This is a genomic window from Fibrella aquatilis (assembly GCF_017353255.1).
Lineage (GTDB): Bacteria > Bacteroidota > Bacteroidia > Cytophagales > Spirosomataceae > Fibrella > Fibrella aquatilis.
This window is the reverse complement of the sequence record NZ_JAFMYU010000025.1, coordinates 1-16,687: the sequence shown is the minus strand read 5'-3', so window position 1 is coordinate 16,687 and position 16,687 is coordinate 1. Positions and strand designations below refer to the sequence as shown.

Here is a 16,687-nt window from a genome sequence, read left to right as displayed (position 1 = left end):
TATGAACGCGTAGGCTGACGCGAGCGTAGGCCTGTGTCTCCACAGGCCAGGGTGCGCGCTGACGCGTATGGTTTCGCGTGCGGGCCCCACCCATCCCCAAAACCTACCAAACATGAACCCCAAACCACTACTCATAGCCCTACTTTTCCTCTCCACCCTTGCCAATGCTCAGACGCCGTTTACCGACGTGACGCAGGCGGCGGGGATCAGCCACCAGTTTCGGGTGTTCGAGGGCATGTTTGGCGGCGGGGCCTGCGTGCTCGACTTCGACAAAGACGGTTTTGAAGACGTCTTCCTGACCGGAGGTATGAACGACGACATGCTGTATCGCAACAACCACAATAGGACCTTCACGAACGTCTATGCCAAGTCGGGCCTGACCGGGTCGCGGGGATTTGTGACGCAGGGGGCTACCGCCGCCGACGTAAACCGCGACGGGTGGGTGGATTTGTTTATCACCACGATTACGACCAAAAACAAACGCCAACCGCGCGGCGGACCGTCCATTCCCCGCGCGGCTAACCTGCTGTATCTCAACAACGGCAACGGGACCTTTCGTGACGTGACTAAAGAATACGGCCTCGACCAGTTGCAGTCGTTCAGCACCGGGGCCAGCTTTGGCGACGTGAACGCCGACGGTTATCCTGACTTGTACGTGGGCAACTATTTTCAGGAGTTCCGGGGAGAGCTGAGCGTGATCAGCGATGCCACCGTGGTAGGGGCCAACCAAATTGCCAAAGGGTACCTGCTGATTAACCAGAAAGGCAAGTCGTTTGTGGACGCTTACGAAGCTTACGGCCTGACACACAAAGGGTTCGGTTTCGGCGGCGTGTTTACCGACTTCGATAACGACGGTGATCAGGACCTGCTTATCAACCACGATTTCGGCTACAAACGCACGCCCAACCTGTTGCTGGAGAATGGGTATTCGTCGAAGAAATTCGTGGACGTGGCCGAAGCGCGGAAGATGGATCTGGGCATCAACTCGATGGGTACGGCCGTGGGCGACTACAACAACGACGGCTGGATGGACTACTATTTCACCAACATCCGGTTCAACCAGTTTATGGTCAGCGGCGGGTCGGGCAAGCCGTTTTTGAACAAAACACAGCAACTAGGCCTGATGAATTTTGCCATCAGTTGGGGGGCTAACTTCGCCGATTTCGACCACGACGGCGACCTGGACCTTTTCGTAGCCAACGGCGACCTGAACCCCAACTGCGTTCCCATGGCCGATTTCTATTACGAAAATACCAACGGCCACTTCACCGACAATGCCCGCGCCGTGGGCCTGAATGACTATGGCATTGGTCGTGGGTCGGTGGTGTTCGATTATGATAACGATGGCGATCTTGATCTGCTGGTGGTCAATCAGACGCCCGTTCTAGCCTATCCCACGCACTCGGTCACGCACCTCTACCGCAACGATATGGCCCACGGCAACTGGCTAAAAGTGGCTCTGCGCGGCGTGGAAGCTGAATCGCATGGTATTGGCTCCCGTATTGAGGTGGTGGCGGGTGGTCGACATATGACCCGCGAAATCGATGGTGGCGCGTCGAGCCATATTTCGCAAAACTCCACCATCGCCCATTTCGGTCTCGGTACCGCGACCATCGCCGACTCCATCATTATAACCTGGACAGGCGGCAACCGGCAGGTGCTGACGGCCCAGAAAATCAACACGCTGCTCACTATCACTGAAGTCCCCGCCCCAAAAATGCCTGTTTGGGTTTGGGGATTGCTGGGGTTGGCGGTAATGGGATTGGCGGGGTACTGGTTCTGGCGGCGGGGGAAGGAGTAGGGGTGGCAGTAGGCAGTGGCAGTGAGCAGGCAGTCCCGCGTCCGGGCACGTAGCGCGAAGCCTGCTCACTGCCACTGCCTACCGCCCCCCCCCCCTTTACTCCACCAATAACCGCCCTTCTACGGCCCCCTTTGGCGTAATGATGCGGTAAACATAGATGCCTTTGGCCAGCGATTGTAGGGCTATGTCGGCTTGTTGCTGGAAATGGCGGCGGAGGCGTTCGCGGCCCAGCACATCATACAAAATCACGTCGTGGGGGCCGCCCAGGCTGGTTTCTACCCGAACGGTCTCGCTGGCAGGGTTGGGCAATACCGTCACAACCGGCCCGGCGGCGGGGTCAACAGCCAGCAACGGAATCACTGTGATGGTTTGTTTACTCGATACTGTACCTACGCCGCAACTGTTGGCCACGGTCGCTACGGCATAAGTGGAAGTTTGGTCGGGCTTGACAGTCAATTCTTCGGTGGCGGCGTTGGCTACACCGGCGGTGCCATTGGTGAGCGTGTACTGAAACGGGGCCGTGCCCGTAAACGTAAGCCGAAGGCGGGCGGTGCTTGTCTGCACAATACTCGAATCGCCCACCGCCGCGATGGTGGCCGTGGGTTTCACATTGATGGCGAAAGCCGGGCCGGGCGTGGTCTCCACCCGTTCGGCGGTGTTGCCGACCACCCGCAGTCGGTAGCCAGCCCCAGCGCTCTGCCCTTCGGCAATAGAAAACGACAGCGGGCTAGTGGCACCAGAACCCACCACTGTTGGTGCCGCAAAACTGCCCGATGCGTCGGAAAGCTGCACCACGTAGCTCGTCGAGCCGTTAAATGTACCACCCTGAGCGGCTGATAATGAGCCGGTTTGCCCCGCGCAGATGGCGGGTAAAGCAAAGCCTGTAACGGCCAGCGTAGGAATCACCACAACCCGCACGTTCCCCGTAGCCGTGCCATTGCCGCAGACGTTACTAACCGTCGTGAGCGAGTAGGAGGTACCCCCCGTAGGCGATACCGACCGTACCACGGGGCTTGTTGTTGTGGTGCGCAGGCTGTCGCCGTTGAGGCTGTACGTCCACGGGCCGGAACCGCCAAAGCCAATGGTCAGGCTAGCCGACTGCCCAAAAATAACCTCGGCAGGGCCGTTGATCCCGCCGTTGGGCAGCGTCAGCACAGAGAAGGCCGCCGAACTGTCGGCGGTGGCGATATTGTTGTTGCGCAGCACCCGAATCAGGTAGCCCCGCCCCGCCGATTGACTGGCCGGAATGGTGACCGAAGCCGACGTGGCCCTAACGGTGGTCAGGGTTTGGGGGTTGGCAAATGACCCGGTGGCGTCGGAGAGCTGGACGCTGTAGTTATTGGTGCCGCCTGTGCCTTTCGACACCAAAAAACTCACTACCAGCGCTGCCCCGGCACATACCTCGGTCCGGTTGGTGGCCAGCGCCGACACCTGTCCCACGGGCACGGCCAAATCGGCCTCCCACACGCCCCGGCCCTGCGTGGCGGCCTTCACTTTGCCACCGCTATAGTCGAGCCGCAGGTCATAGACGGGGGCGTTAGGCAGGGCGGTACCGTAGCGTATCCATTGCTGCATACCGTTGTCTTTGTAGTAAACCCCCTGATCCAGTGCCACATACAGGCCGTCATCGGTGCCTTCTTGGTAGGACATGGCGTTGCTGGCCAGGCGCGGCAGGTTGCCGTTTATCTTGGTCCAGGTACGCCCACCGTCCGCCGATTTCATGATGTAGTAGTAAAAGTCGGTCACGTCGTAGCGGCAGGCCCAGAGCGTTTTGGGGTCGGCGGGGTGGATGACCAGGGCCGTCACGTAGCCGTCGAAGCCATCGCCAAGCACTTTTTCCCAGTTGGTACCACCATCCGTAGAGGCATAGACGCGGTAGTTGTTGACCGAATTTTTAAACTGGTAGGTGCGCACGTAGATCGTTTTCACGTCGGAAGGGGCCACCCAGACATCCTGAATAATCTCCTTTTCATCGAACGTATATACCTTTTCCCAGGTCGACGAGTAGCTGCGTTCGTCTTTTCGCCAAAGGCTGTTGGAGCCTAGAAACAGTGTTTTGGTGGCCTGGTGGTAGTCGAGCGGGCTGTAGAAACTGGTGTTGTCGGACGTTACGCCAGTGGGAGTAATGTAGCTCTGCGCGCCATTGACGGTCCGGTATAGCACGCCGTTTTGCGACGTCACGTAGAACACGTTTGGGTTGGTGTCATCGATAAGGCAGCTGATGCCGTCACCACCACCCACCTGTTGCCACTCAGTGCCGGTAAACAGTTTGGTGCCGTTATCCTGCAAGCCGATCACCATCCGATTGGCCACCGTAGCCGACTGCGCCAGGAAATAAATCTGCGACACGGCGATGTTGTTGAAAAACCGAAACGCCGCGCCTTTCTTACCCGTGGCTGCGTTGAGGCCCCCGTCGGAGGTGACAAACAAGCGGTTGGTGCCGGGCTGAAACTCAATGCTGCTCACGTCCGAATGCACGTCGCCCGACCGGTTGGTAGCCCATCCGTGGCGATATTCCCAGCTTTTGCCCCCGTCGTAGCTCGACATCAGCGGGATCATGCCCACGTGAATTTCGTTGGTATCGGCGGGCGAAATGTTCATACTGAGGCAGTAATACAGTTGCGTATCGTCGCGGGTTTGCTGGCTGGTGGCGAAGTTTTTACCCCTGGCTACCACCACGCGCAGGTCGTTGGTGGCCGTATTGAGCCGGTACAGGCCGCCGTGGCGCTCGGTGCCCATGGTGGTGAGCAGGTACAGAAAATCGGGTGCCGCCGCCGACACCGCCAGTTCCACGCGGCCTACCGTGCCTACCTCAACGGCATCGGGCAGCGGCAGTTGCGTAAACGTTTTACCTCCGTCTGTCGAGCGCAGTACCTGATCTTTGCCCGCCCCCCCCACATACACCACCGAAGGGTCATTGGGCTTGAACTCTACGTCCCAGTAGTCGGCCAGCCGGTCGGCGGTAGAACTGGTAGATTTCTGCCACACCTGTCCGCCGTCGGTCGAGTACATGATAGCGCGTGAACAGAGGGCAATCAGGTGCTTATCGTCGGTGGGGTCGATAAGGATATTGGTGGCGCGGGGCACGTTGGCTTTGCTGCCCGTGGCGTTGGTTTCGTACTGAAGTTTAAACGAGGTAAACACCCAACTTACCCCGCCGTCGTTCGACTTGAACACGCCGTAGCCACTGGCCCCGCCGCCGGTGGTCGAGGCCCCAAAATAATTGCCGGTGGCAAAGACCGTTTGCGGACTTTTGGGTGAAACGGCTACGTCGGTCAGCACCATGTGTTTACCCTCGTCAAAGAGGGGCGTCCAGGTGGTGCCACCGTCGGTAGTGCGCCAGAGACCCCCGGCGTTGCTGCCGCCCCGGCCACTGGCAATGACGTAGATCGTGTTGGCATCGGTGGGGTGAAAGGCCACCGCCCCCAGCCGTCCTACGTTGTAGCCCCAGAGGTAGTTGGCGTTATTGTTGGTAGCCGTGGTTTGGGTCGAAAACGGCCCCAACTCCTTCCATTGGGGGTTTGCCCGCCGGGCGTTGGGCTGCTGAACTAGCTGCGTGGTCGGCTGACTTTTGGCAAAACGGGCCAGTTCTTCTGGTTCGCGGGCGGGGTCGAAACGACCGTTGGGACCCAGGTGCCGGAGCATCCACTGTTCCCAGCGGTAAAACTTGGCTTCGTCTTCGTTCTCCTCAAATTCAGGTTCGGGCAGTCCCCGCCGCCGTGCCTGCCGGATGGCTTTTTCCTGCGCTTTTTCTTCCGCCGCGTGCTCTTTTTCGAATGCCTTTTTGACATCGATATACCGCACGTCGGGGTCGTTCATGAGTAGTTGGTAGGGCCGTCGCTGAGCGTGTGTGGGTAGCGCAACGCACACATTAAATAGCCAGCAGAGTAGCAGAAAATGCTTCATCGAGTAAAACCCTTCAGGGCTGGTAGACGCTGTGAGCCTGCAAGGTAGCCCATTCGGGTTATTCGCTAAAATGAGTTGATTGACCGTGTGAACTGTTACAAAAAAGGGCGTTCCCGTCATGGAAACGCCCTTTTTTATGGGTAAGCGACCATTAGTTCCAGCCGCCCTGCACGTCGTTGGCCAGCACGGGGTTGGTATCTTTTTCCAGTTGGGGAATGGGTAGCAGCAGGTTTTTGTCCTGGAAAGGCTGCGCGCCAATCTGTAGCTGTTTCTCGGCGTTGATCACGGGCTTGATGGTACCCCAGCGCAGCAGATCGAAGTAGCGGGCCTGTTCGCCGGTTAGCTCCAGCCGCCGTTCCAGCATCAGTTTATCCATCGCCTGCGTCTGGGTGCCCAGGTTCGTGTAGGGGAATGCCTTCACCCGCGCCCGAACGGCATTGACCAGGGGGAGCGCGTCGGCTGCTTTGCCCGTGTTGATATAGCATTCAGCCAGCATCAGCAGCACGTCGGCATACCGGATTACCTGCGAGTTTACGTTGCTTTGGGGCTGCGTGCTCTGTTCGGCGGTCTCGTAAGGCTCATATTTGCGGAACCGGTAGCCGTTGCTTTTGTCGAAGGGGTAATTGAATGCTGTAGTGCCGTCGGCCAGTTTGATCTGTTTGTAGCTGGCCCCCGTCACGGTAGGCTGGCCGGTGCAGGTGTTGCAGAAATCGGTGTCGCCGCCGCTGGCTGCATCGCCGTAGAAAGTCAGTTTTGCCCGCGGGTCGATGTACTTTTTCCCGGCTTCGTCGGTGTAAGTAAAGGCTTTCACGGCGGCGTCGGAGATGAATACGTTGCGCCAGTCATTCCAGCCATACTCCTGCGCCCGGCCTGTGTGGGTAGCCTTGCCACCCCAGGCTTCCTGCCCGCCAAACATATAATAGGCGTTGCCCTGACCCCAGCCACCCCAGAAGTGGGGCACGTCGAAGATGGTTTCCGGGCTGCTGCCGTTCGTTTCCGAAAACTGGTTGTCGTAGCTCGGATTCAGCTTGTAGGCAAATGGGGTTTTGGTCAGCTTCTCGAACTGCGCGGCGGCCTCGGCGTATTTTTTCTGAAACAGCAAAGCCTTGCCCAGCATCGCTATGGCAGCTCCCTGGGTAGCCCGGCCCCGGTCGGCGTCGGCATAGGTCAGGGGCAGATCGGTGGTGGCCGCCGTGAGGTCAGCGATGGCGGCTTTCCAGCCATCGGCCACGCTGGCACGGGGGGCGAAATAGTCATTAGCGCTGGCGTAGTCGGGCCGGAGCGGTACCCGACCCCAAAGTGTCACAAGCATCATTTCGGCATAGCCTTTCATAAAGCGCGCCTCGGCCACATACTGCTTTTTCTTGGCGGCGTCGTCGGCCAGGGTGGCGTTCCATTGCGCGGCTTTGTCGAGCACCAGGTTGGCCCGGAGAATGATTCGGTAGAGCCCTTGCCAGAGGCTGGTAATCTGCTGGTGGCTGGTACCGAAACTGTAATCATGCAGTTGCAGCAGATCGCCCAGAAGGGGTGCATCCCGTTCGGCATCATTGCCCATCAGGTCAAACAGGAAATAGTAATCGCGGGAATATAGGCCGTTACCAAGCAGAGGAGCATAGGTGGCAATGACCGCCTCGTTAAACTGAGGGGCATTTTTGAAATACGTGGCGTCGCTGTACTGACTCTGGTTTTGCAGGTTTACGATGTTTTCGTTGCACGAACTGACCGACAGCGTCAGGGTGGCTAGCAGCAGGGGTAATCCATATCGTTTCATAATGATTGTTGTTGAAAGCAGTGGTTGATTGATGCGTGTGGCTTAGAAACCCACCTGCAAGCCGAAAATAAACGTCCGGGCCTGGGGATAAGACCCCTGGTCGATGCCCCGGTTGAAGAGAAAGTTGCTACCACCGTTGTTGTTGGGATCAATAGAGCTTACCTCCGGGTCGTAGCCGCTGTAGTTGGTGATGGTGAGCAGGTTCTGCGCCGTAACGTATAGCCGCAGGTTCGACACGGTGTTGTTGGTGAGTTTGCTCAGCACCGGCACGGGAAGGCGGTAGCCCAGCGTCACGTTGCGAATACGCATGTAATCGCCGTTTTCCACAAACCGGTCAGAAGGCCGTAGGTTCAGGTTGCCATTGGCGTTTTGCCCGGCTTTGGGGTAGACAGAGATGTCGCCCTCTTTGCGCCACCGACTCAGCAGGGCCGCCGAACTATTGAAGGGGCGGGTGGTGCCTTCGGTCCAGTACTTCAGGGCATTCACGATCTGCACCCCACCAACACCCTGAAGCGACAGCATAAAGTCGAAATTCTGGTAGTCGAGGTTGAGGTTCAGGCCGTAGTTCCAGGCGGGAATGGGGCTGCCCAGAAAGGTCTGGTCTTTCTCGTCGATCTTTCCGTCGGCATTCAGATCTTTGAAGATAATGTCGCCCGGCAGCAGTTTATCCTGGTAGGTCGAGTTGCCTTTGTCATCTACGCCATATTTGGCCACATCGGCTTTATTGATGGCTACGTGGTCTACTTTGTAGCCGTAGAATGACCCAATAGGTTGGCCAATGTCGGTACGGGTAATGGACGCAACGCCCTGAAAGCCCCCCGCAATGATGGGTATGCTGCCTTCGCTGCCCAGCGACGTGACCTGGTTTTTGTTGTACGACGCATTGGCACCCACGCTGTAGCGCAGCCCGCCCGCGTTGCCATTCACGCCCGCCGTAATCTCGAACCCCCGGTTATACGCCGACGCCGCATTGGTGGGAATGATGCCCGTGCGGTCGTAGGGGCCACCAAAGCCGGTCGATAGCGGAATGTAGACGTTGGTGAGCAGGCCGTTGTTCTGCCGGTTGTAATAATCGAACGTCAGCGTCAGCCGATTGCTAAACAGGGCCGCGTCGATACCCACGTCGGTCTGGACGGTCTCTTCCCAGCGAATGTTGGGATTAATGGCCTGGTTGACCGTGCTACCCTGCACGTAGCCTTTGTCTGGCCCCAGCGAGTAAACGATGTTGTTGGCAACCCCTTTCCATACGTTGGTCGAGGTGCGGAAATAGCCGATGTTGTCGTTGCCTGCCTTACCATAGCTGGCCCGTAGCTTCAGTTCCGAAACGAAGGGAATCTCTTTCATGAATGCCTCTTCGTGCAGTTTCCAGGCTACACCCACCGCCGGAAAATAGGCATTGGGGTTGTTGGGAAACGCCGGGCTGCGGTCGCGCCGGATACTGGCCGTCAGCAGGTATTTGCTCATGAACTGATACTGCACCCGGCCGAAATATGACAGAAACGCATCCTGTCCCACCGAGCCACCCTGAATGCTACTGCTGGGTGCCACAATGATGGCCTTGATGTCGTCATTCGGGAAATTGCTGCCATTCAGGTTCACGTTGCGGTACAGGGCACCGTCTTTATAGGTATTGCCCGCCACAATGTTGAGGTGGTGCGGCCCAAAATCCCGGTTGAAGGTCAGGAAGTTTTCAATTAGCGGTGTCACGCCGAAGCCGTAATACTCACTAATGCCGTTGGGGTTGGTGAGGTTGCCGTTCTGGTTGGCCTGTTTATAGTTATAGTTGCCGTATGACGAGAATGTGAGCGACCCCTGGGTGCGAAACGTTAGCCCTTTGGCCAGATCTATTTCGCCAAAAAGCTGCACATAGGTCAGGAAATCGCGGTCGCGGCGCTCGCTCAGGTATACGTCTGTGAGGGGGTTGTAGGCATCGTTGAGGTCATTGATGGTTGTCACTTTCGCGAAACCACCCAGGTTGTTGGCATCGTAGATGGGCGCGTAGGGTGGCATCCGGGTGGCGGCAATGAAGTCGGGGGTATTGCCATTATTCACCTGGTAGCGGAAGTTGATGTTCTGCCCCAGCCGAACCCGGTTGGTTTTGCCTATCTTTTCTTCCAGTTGAAAACGCAGGTTCGACCGTTGAAAATTGCGTCCAATTACCGTGGCATCCTGGTTGGTGTACCCCAGTGAAGCCAGGTAGGTTACCTTCTCGGTGCCGCCGTTTACGTTCAGGTAATGCTCCTGCCGCTGTCCATTGCGGAAAACGGCATCCTGCCAGTCGGTCCGGTCAATGAGCGCATCGGGCGATGAGAGCTTGGCGGGCAGCGTGGTCTGTTGCGAACTGGCAATGTCTTTCACCAGGTCGACGTACTGGGCCGCGTTCATGAGGTCGAGTTTTTTCCAGGGCTGAGCAAAGCCTACGTAGCCGCTATAGCTCACCCTGGGGGCACCGGTTTTGGCCCGGCGGGTGCTCACCAGCACAATGCCGTTGGCTCCTTTAGCCCCGTAAATGGCAATCGATGAGGCATCTTTCAGCACCGTGATGCTCTCTACGTCCTGCGGATTCAGGGCGTTGAATACGCCGCCGTCGCTCTGAATCCCGTCGATGACGTAGAGTGGATCTGAGCTGGTGAGCGACCCCGTGCCCCGGATCACGATCTTGGTGCCTGAGCCAGGCAGGCCATCATTATTGACCACCTGTACGCCCGAAATCTTGCCCTGGATGAGCTGACTGGCGTTCTGCACGTTTACGTTACCGAACTCTTTGCGGCCCGCAATGGCCAGCGAACCAACTACATCCTGCCGCGAGGCCGTGCCGTAGCCAATATTGATCTGTACTTCCTGAAGCGTTTTCACGTCGGTAGCCAGCGTCAGGTTCACCACCGACCGGTTGCCTAAACTCACTTCCTGTGGTACGTACCCGATATAAGAGATAATCAGGACCACGTTGTCGCCGGGTACGCTGATCGAGTAGTCACCGTCGGCGTTGGCCGACGTGCCCCGGCTGGTACCTTTCACGGCGATGGTGGCCCCCGCCAGACCAGCCCCATTCTCGTCGGTAATGCGCCCCGTAACGGTTCGGTCCTGTACGAGCGCATTAACAAACAGGCCCGCCCGGCTAATGCGGCTTTCGAGGTTCGGACTGATAGGTAAGCTGCCGATGGCCTGACCGGTGCGGGCGAAATCGTTTCCCCCGGCGTTGTCGCCCGATAGGCCCGCCCGCTTCAACTGGCGTAATGTTTTGTCCTCTTTCTGTTCTTTCGACCGGATGATGTAGAAGTCAGCGCGGACCTTTTCGAACGTCAGGTGATTAGGCTCCAGCAGGTTGGTCAGGTCTTCGTGCAGGTGCCCGGTCATGGCTGGTGGAGTCAGCACGCGCATGTCTACCAGTTCGCTCCGGTAGATGAATGATATGCCATGCCGTTTCTCCAACTGAGCAAGGGCCAATTTGAGCAGACTTTTGGTGGCATTGTCGGTGGCCGACACCGGAGACGGCTGCGCGACGGGTTGCGCCCGTTGACCAGCGTGCCGACTGGTCGAGGCCAGTACCTGTGCCTGCGCGGGCAGGGTCATCTGGCTGCTGACTGCCAGGCTGATAGCGATGAGTGATAAACAGTTTTTCATTGAGTTTAGCGCGGTTAATTGGTTGCGTTAATAAAGATGGTGTTGCCTTGGCGGCGAATTGTCAACCCGAAAAGCCGGGCCAGGCCGTCAGTCAGCATAGTCACGTTGTTGTTGGGCACCGAGCCCGAAAAGCGTTGCGTCAGCAGGGCCGGATCACTCACCACCACCTCCAGGCCGTAAGTGTCTTTTAGCCGCTGTACCATGTCGGCCAGACTGGCGTTGTCGAAGGTGAGTCTGGTGGTTTGCCATGACGCGTCAACGGCCGGATCGACCCGGCGGCGGCTGACGTGTTGGGCCTTACCGTTGGTTTCTACCAGTTCGCCGGGTTGCATGTCCAGTTGCTGACCCGATGCGTTGGCCAGCCTGATGTGCCCGCTGCTAAGCACCACCCGCGCCCGGCTTTCGCGCGCCATGACATTAAATTGGGTACCCAGTACCTCAATATTTAGCTTGTTGGGTAAATGCACTACAAACCGCTCATGGCTTTTCTGGTGCCTCACCCGGAAAAAACCTTCGCCGTCGAGCCACACCTGCCGGGTTTGGCCGCTTTCCCAGTGTGGACTGTAGCGCAAACGGCTGTTGCCATTGAGCGTCACCGTCGAGCCGTCGGGTAGGGTTAGCGTCTGTATGATGCCAAAAGCCGTTTGTTGTAACACGTCGGCAGGGTAAACCTGCCGATAGGCAACGTAAGCCCCCGAAGCCAGCAGCAGCGTACCCAAAAAGGCGGCGGCCCACCGCAGTGGTTGCCACCGACGCAGGCTTGGCGTGCGGTCAATGCTGAAAGGTTGCGCTCGTTGCCGGATGGCGGCCAGCAGCCGGTCAGGGTCGGGCGTAGGGGCATTGGGCGGGGCGTGCCAGTTGGGAGCGCCCAACTGTTTGTCGAGCCGGTGGTTTAAGTAGACCTGACCAGCGTCTGTGTCGAACCAGTCCAGCACGTGCCGGGCTTCCTCAGGCGTGGTTTTGTCAGCAAAATACCGGTTTAGTAGTGCTTCGGTCATGGGTGTGCGTGGCTTGTTTGCTCACTATACACCGCCCAAAGCGAGAAGTATTACCGGAAATGAAAAAATAATTCAGGGTTGTGTCCAAAAAATCCCCAGCAGGAGCACCATGGTCTCAATACCGGCATAGTCGCGGAGGTATTCGCGCAGGAAACGACAGGCGTGGTAATAATGCACTTTCACCGTGCTGACGGAGAGTTGCAGTTGCGCGGCCACCTGCTCGTTGGTCAGGCCCTTTTCCGACCGCAGCGTAAACACCAGGCGTCGTTGAGCGGGTAGTAACCGTAGCCCATGGCTTACCACGGTACTGTAGTCATTGAACGTAAGCTCATCTTCGGTGCTGGTATCGGCATCGGGCCGCATGGCCTGATGGTCGATGTGGCGCAGTACGGCCCTTTTGTCGTGACGGAGTTGGTTAAGCACCTGATGCCGCATGGCCATGGCCAGGTAATTTCTGACCGACTGCCCTTCATCTATAGTTTCCCGACCTGTCCATAATTTCAGAAATACGTCCTGAAGGGCATCTTCGGCCAGAGCCGGGTCTTTTACATACTGGATTGCCACCGAATAGATGTACCGGTAATGCCGCCGGAACAGTTGCTCGAACGCCACCTGATCGTGGTGTTTCAAGCGAAGCGTCAGTTCAGCGTCTGTCGGTTCCATGCTGGTAAGCAGGCATTTAGAGGGCCCTTTCCGTCAAATGTAGAAAAGATTTGTCGTAGCCGGAAAACGCTATTTTTTATTTATTCTGTGCAACATACAGCCTGATTTGGCCGTGTGCTGTTTTCTGCCCAAGGCTCATTCCCATGGATCTACATCGACTGCTCTATTTGCTAAAGACCCAAAAAAAGGGATTGACACGCCTTATCAGTGGCGCATCAATCCCTTTCTACTCCGAATACGGTTCTGTACCTTACAACCGCACAATCTCGGCACCGATGGCATTTAACCGGGTATCGATATGCTGATAGCCCCGGTCGATCTGCTCGATGTTGTCAATGATGCTGGTGCCGTTGGCCGAGAGTGCCGCGATCAGCAGCGACACCCCCGCCCGGATGTCGGGCGACGACATCCGGATGCCGCGCAACTGCATCTGCCGACCCAACCCCACCACTGTGGCGCGGTGAGGATCGCAGAGGATAATCTGCGCGCCCATCTCGATGAGCTTGTCCACGAAAAACAGGCGGCTCTCGAACATCTTCTGGTGAATGAGCACCGTGCCGCTGGCCTGAATGGCCGTTACCAACACAATACTGAGCAGATCAGGCGTGAAACCGGGCCAGGGTGAGTCGGCTACGGTCATCATGCCACCGTCCAGAAACGTGTCAATCTGGTACAACTCCTGCGATGGAATATGGATGTCGTCGCCCCGGAATTCTAGCTGAATACCCAGCCGCTTAAACACGTCGGGGATGATGCCCAGCTCAGGGATTTGGCAGTTTTTGATTGTCACCTCGCTCTGCGTCATGGCCGCCATGCCAATAAACGAGCCGATCTCGATCATGTCGGGCAGCATGGTGTGGTCAGTGCCGTTTAGCTCCGACACCCCCTCGATGATGAGCATGTTAGACCCTACACCCGCGATCTTGGCCCCCATGCGGTTGAGCATCTTGCTCAGCTGTTGCAGGTAGGGTTCGCAGGCAGCGTTGTAGATGGTGGTGGTGCCTTCGGCCATGACCGCAGCCATTAGTACGTTGGCCGTGCCCGTTACCGAGGCCTCGTCGAGCAGCATGTACGCACCCTTGAGGTGTTCGCCTTCTACGCGGTAGAAATCGCCGTCGAAGTGGAAGGTGGCACCGAGTTTCTCGAAGCCTAAAAAGTGCGTATCCAGCCGCCGACGGCCAATTTTGTCGCCACCAGGCCGGGGAATGCGCCCTTTTTTGTACCGCGCCAGCATCGGCCCCAGCAGCATCACCGACCCGCGCAGGGCGGCGGCTTTACTCTTGTAGGCGGGCGTGTCGAGGTAATCCAGGTTCACATCCGACGCTACAAACCGGTACGATCCTTCACCGATTTTAGTCACCCAAACGCCCATATCGCCCAGCAGGTCGATGAGCTGATTGACGTCGCGGATGTTCGGGATGTTGTGAATGGTGACGGGTTCTTTGGTGAGCAAAACGGCACACAGAATCTGCAATGCCTCGTTTTTTGCCCCCTGCGGCACTAATTCGCCCGACAGCCGCCGACCACCCGTAATTTTAAAAGAAGCCATTTCTAGGAATTAAGAATGCAGAATTAAGAATTAAGCTGCTTCGGCCATTGACCATTCTTAATTCTTAATTCTTAATTGATTTTACCTCCCCCGTCGCCGGTTGTTGCCGCCGCCGTTGCCGGGGTTGTTGCCGCCGCCCCGGAATGGGTTGCGGTTGTTGTTATTGGCATTGTTGCCGCCACCGCCCCGGAACTGCGACCGGTTATTGTTGCCGCCACCGTTGTTGCGGTCCTGCCGGTTGCGCTGCTGCCCGTAGTTGTTGCTGAACCGATTGTTCTTCTGCGCCGTAATGCGTTGCGGCTGCTCGTCGGCCCGCTCGATGGGCGAACTCTCGATCAGGCCCTCACTGCGAATGAGCGCAATGTCGGGGGCGAGCTTACCTTTCGAGATGTCCAGGATGCTTTGGTAGATGGTCTCATCTTCTACGTTTTCCTTATTCCAGGTCGTGTAGAAGGTACGCATCAGCCGAACAAGGTAGGAGACAAACGCCCGCCGTTCGTCGGCATCGTCGGTGTTGAAGGCGCGGTCGATGAGCAGGTTTATGTTCTGCCCAAAGTGCTTGTACTTCAGATTATGGTACTGATAACCAACCTTTTGGGGTTTCTTACCCAGCACGTCGGGTGAGGGGGGCGGATACGGGCTGTCTACGTCGAGCTTAAAGCCGGAGATGATGTAGAGGTCGTCCCAGAGTTTATTATAGTAATCCTGCCCGTCTTTCATGGCCGGATGAAGTTGCCGCATCAGTTCGACCAGGATGTGCGCCTGACGGGTGCGCGTGACCCGATCTTCGATGGTCAACAGGTAATTGACCATCTTCTGGATACTACTGCCGTATTCTTTCAAGCGATGAGTGGCTTAACTGTAAAAAACAAAGGTAGGGAAAATGGGGGAGGAAAGGAGAAAAGGGAGAAAGGAGGAGGGGGAAGAGAGGGAGAAAAGGGACTGTTTACCTTTGCAGCCCAGTGCCCTTTCCCTCTCTTCCCCCTCCTCCTTTCTCCCTTTTCTCCTTTCCTCCTTCTTTTTATGACCCTCCGCGCCAACCTAACTGATACGCTTCGCCTGAGTATTCCCATCGTGATTGCTCAACTCAGCACTACGCTGATGGGGTTGACTGATAACCTGTTTGTGGGGCGGTTGCTGGGGGCGGTGCCACTGGGCGCGGCGGGGCTGGCCAATTCCATGTCGTTTTTGCTGTCGAGCATCGGCATCGGGGGGCTGTCGGTGGTGTCGGCGCTGGTAGCGCAGGCGGCGGGGCGGCAGGCTGCGGGCGAGATCAATCAGCTCTACCGGGCGGGGTTGCGGGTAGCCGTGCTGCTGAGCATTGCGCTGGGTTTGGTGGTGGCGGTGCTGGCGCTGAACTTCCAGTGGCTCGGCCAAACGCCCGAAGTGAACGTTATTGCCCGGCCGTTTATGCTCATTCTCAGCGCCTCAAACATCCCGCTGTTTATCTTCATTGCCGCCCGCCAACTGTGCGACGGGCTGCGGTTGCCGCGGGTGGCCATGACCATCACCATTGCGGCACTGGTGCTTAATGCCCTGTTCAATTACGTTTTCATCTTGGGCATTGGCCCATTTCCAAGGCTCGGTGTACAGGGGTCGGCGCTGGCCACGCTGCTGTCGCGGGTGTTTATGGCCGGGGCTATACTGGTTTACATTCACCGGTCGGGTACGTTCGGCGCGTACGTCCAGGCTGCTTTCGCCTACCTGCCAATCCGCCAGCAAGTACTTGATATTCTTAGGATTGGCTTACCTAGCGGGCTGACGTTTTTCTTTGAAATAGCCCTTTTTACGGCCGCCATGGTCATTATTGGCTGGCTGGGCGACGACCGGCTGGCGGCACATCAGATTGCCATTAACATGGCCTCAAGCACCTATATGATGGCTACGGGCATCTCGTCGGCGGCATCCATCCGGGTGGGGTCGGCGCTGGGGCGCGGCGACCGCGACGGGGTGCGGCGGGCGGGCCTGGCGGCGTTTCTGTTGTCGGCCCTGCTCATGGGTACGGCCGGGCTGGTGTTTATTTTATTTGGCACTACGCTGGTCAACCTCTACATCACCGATGCCCCCGACGTGGCCCGCATTGCGGCCACGCTGGTGTTTCTGGCGGGTTTCTTTCAACTTTCCGACGGCATTCAGGTGGTAGGCATTGGTGCCCTGCGCGGCCTTTCCGACGTAAACGCCCCCACGCTCATCACCCTCTTTTCTTACTGGCTCGTGGCCCTGCCTACGAGCTATCTGCTGGGGTTCACCTTCGGCTACGATGCCGCCGGTGTCTGGATGGGCCTCCTCGTAGGACTCAGCGTAGCGGCGGTGTTATTGACGGTACGGTTTTTCCGCTTGGCAGGAGCCGCGGCTAGTGGTAAGTGATGAGTGCG

9 protein-coding genes are annotated in these 16,687 nt (G+C 57.6%); 2 read left to right on the top strand and 7 right to left on the bottom strand.

All coding sequences use genetic code 11. The features are described from left to right. Positions 1-112: 112 nt before the first annotated feature. Positions 113-1,801 (top strand): CRTAC1 family protein, encoded by a 1,689-nt coding sequence (locus J2I48_RS23495; RefSeq protein WP_229376721.1) that lies wholly within the window; start codon positions 113-115, stop codon positions 1,799-1,801. Between the two features lie 96 nt (positions 1,802-1,897). Here the strand turns inward: J2I48_RS23495 and J2I48_RS23490 are convergent, their stop codons facing one another. The 7 genes from J2I48_RS23490 to J2I48_RS23460 form a co-directional block, all read right to left on the bottom strand. Further along, entirely contained in the window at positions 1,898-5,620 is a 3,723-nt protein-coding gene (locus J2I48_RS23490) for a T9SS type A sorting domain-containing protein (protein WP_207337957.1), read from the bottom strand. Between the two features lie 238 nt (positions 5,621-5,858). After that, positions 5,859-7,478, bottom strand: a complete 1,620-nt coding sequence (locus J2I48_RS23485) for a RagB/SusD family nutrient uptake outer membrane protein (RefSeq protein WP_207337956.1) — start codon at positions 7,476-7,478, stop codon at positions 5,859-5,861. 42 nt (positions 7,479-7,520) lie between these two features. Continuing rightward, a complete protein-coding gene (locus J2I48_RS23480) occupies positions 7,521-11,102 on the bottom strand; it encodes a SusC/RagA family TonB-linked outer membrane protein (RefSeq protein WP_207337955.1) in 3,582 nt (1,193 codons plus the stop codon). A gap of 14 nt (positions 11,103-11,116) precedes the next feature. Continuing rightward, a complete protein-coding gene (locus J2I48_RS23475; protein WP_207337954.1) occupies positions 11,117-12,100 on the bottom strand; it encodes a FecR family protein in 984 nt (327 codons plus the stop codon). Positions 12,101-12,172: 72 nt separating this feature from the next. After that, positions 12,173-12,763 (bottom strand): RNA polymerase sigma factor, encoded by a 591-nt coding sequence (locus tag J2I48_RS23470; protein ID WP_207337953.1) that lies wholly within the window; start codon positions 12,761-12,763, stop codon positions 12,173-12,175. Between the two features lie 250 nt (positions 12,764-13,013). After that, the gene (gene murA, locus J2I48_RS23465) at positions 13,014-14,312 is read right to left on the bottom strand and encodes a UDP-N-acetylglucosamine 1-carboxyvinyltransferase (protein WP_207337952.1); all 1,299 of its coding nucleotides are present in this window, start codon (positions 14,310-14,312) and stop codon (positions 13,014-13,016) included. Between the two features lie 81 nt (positions 14,313-14,393). Next, complete coding sequence (locus tag J2I48_RS23460; protein WP_207337951.1) at positions 14,394-15,155, bottom strand: DUF4290 domain-containing protein; 762 nt, start codon at positions 15,153-15,155, stop codon at positions 14,394-14,396. 180 nt (positions 15,156-15,335) lie between these two features. Between J2I48_RS23460 and J2I48_RS23455 the strand changes: the two genes are divergently transcribed. Beyond that, the gene (locus J2I48_RS23455; RefSeq protein WP_207337950.1) at positions 15,336-16,679 is read left to right on the top strand and encodes an MATE family efflux transporter; all 1,344 of its coding nucleotides are present in this window, start codon (positions 15,336-15,338) and stop codon (positions 16,677-16,679) included. Positions 16,680-16,687: the final 8 nt, after the last annotated feature.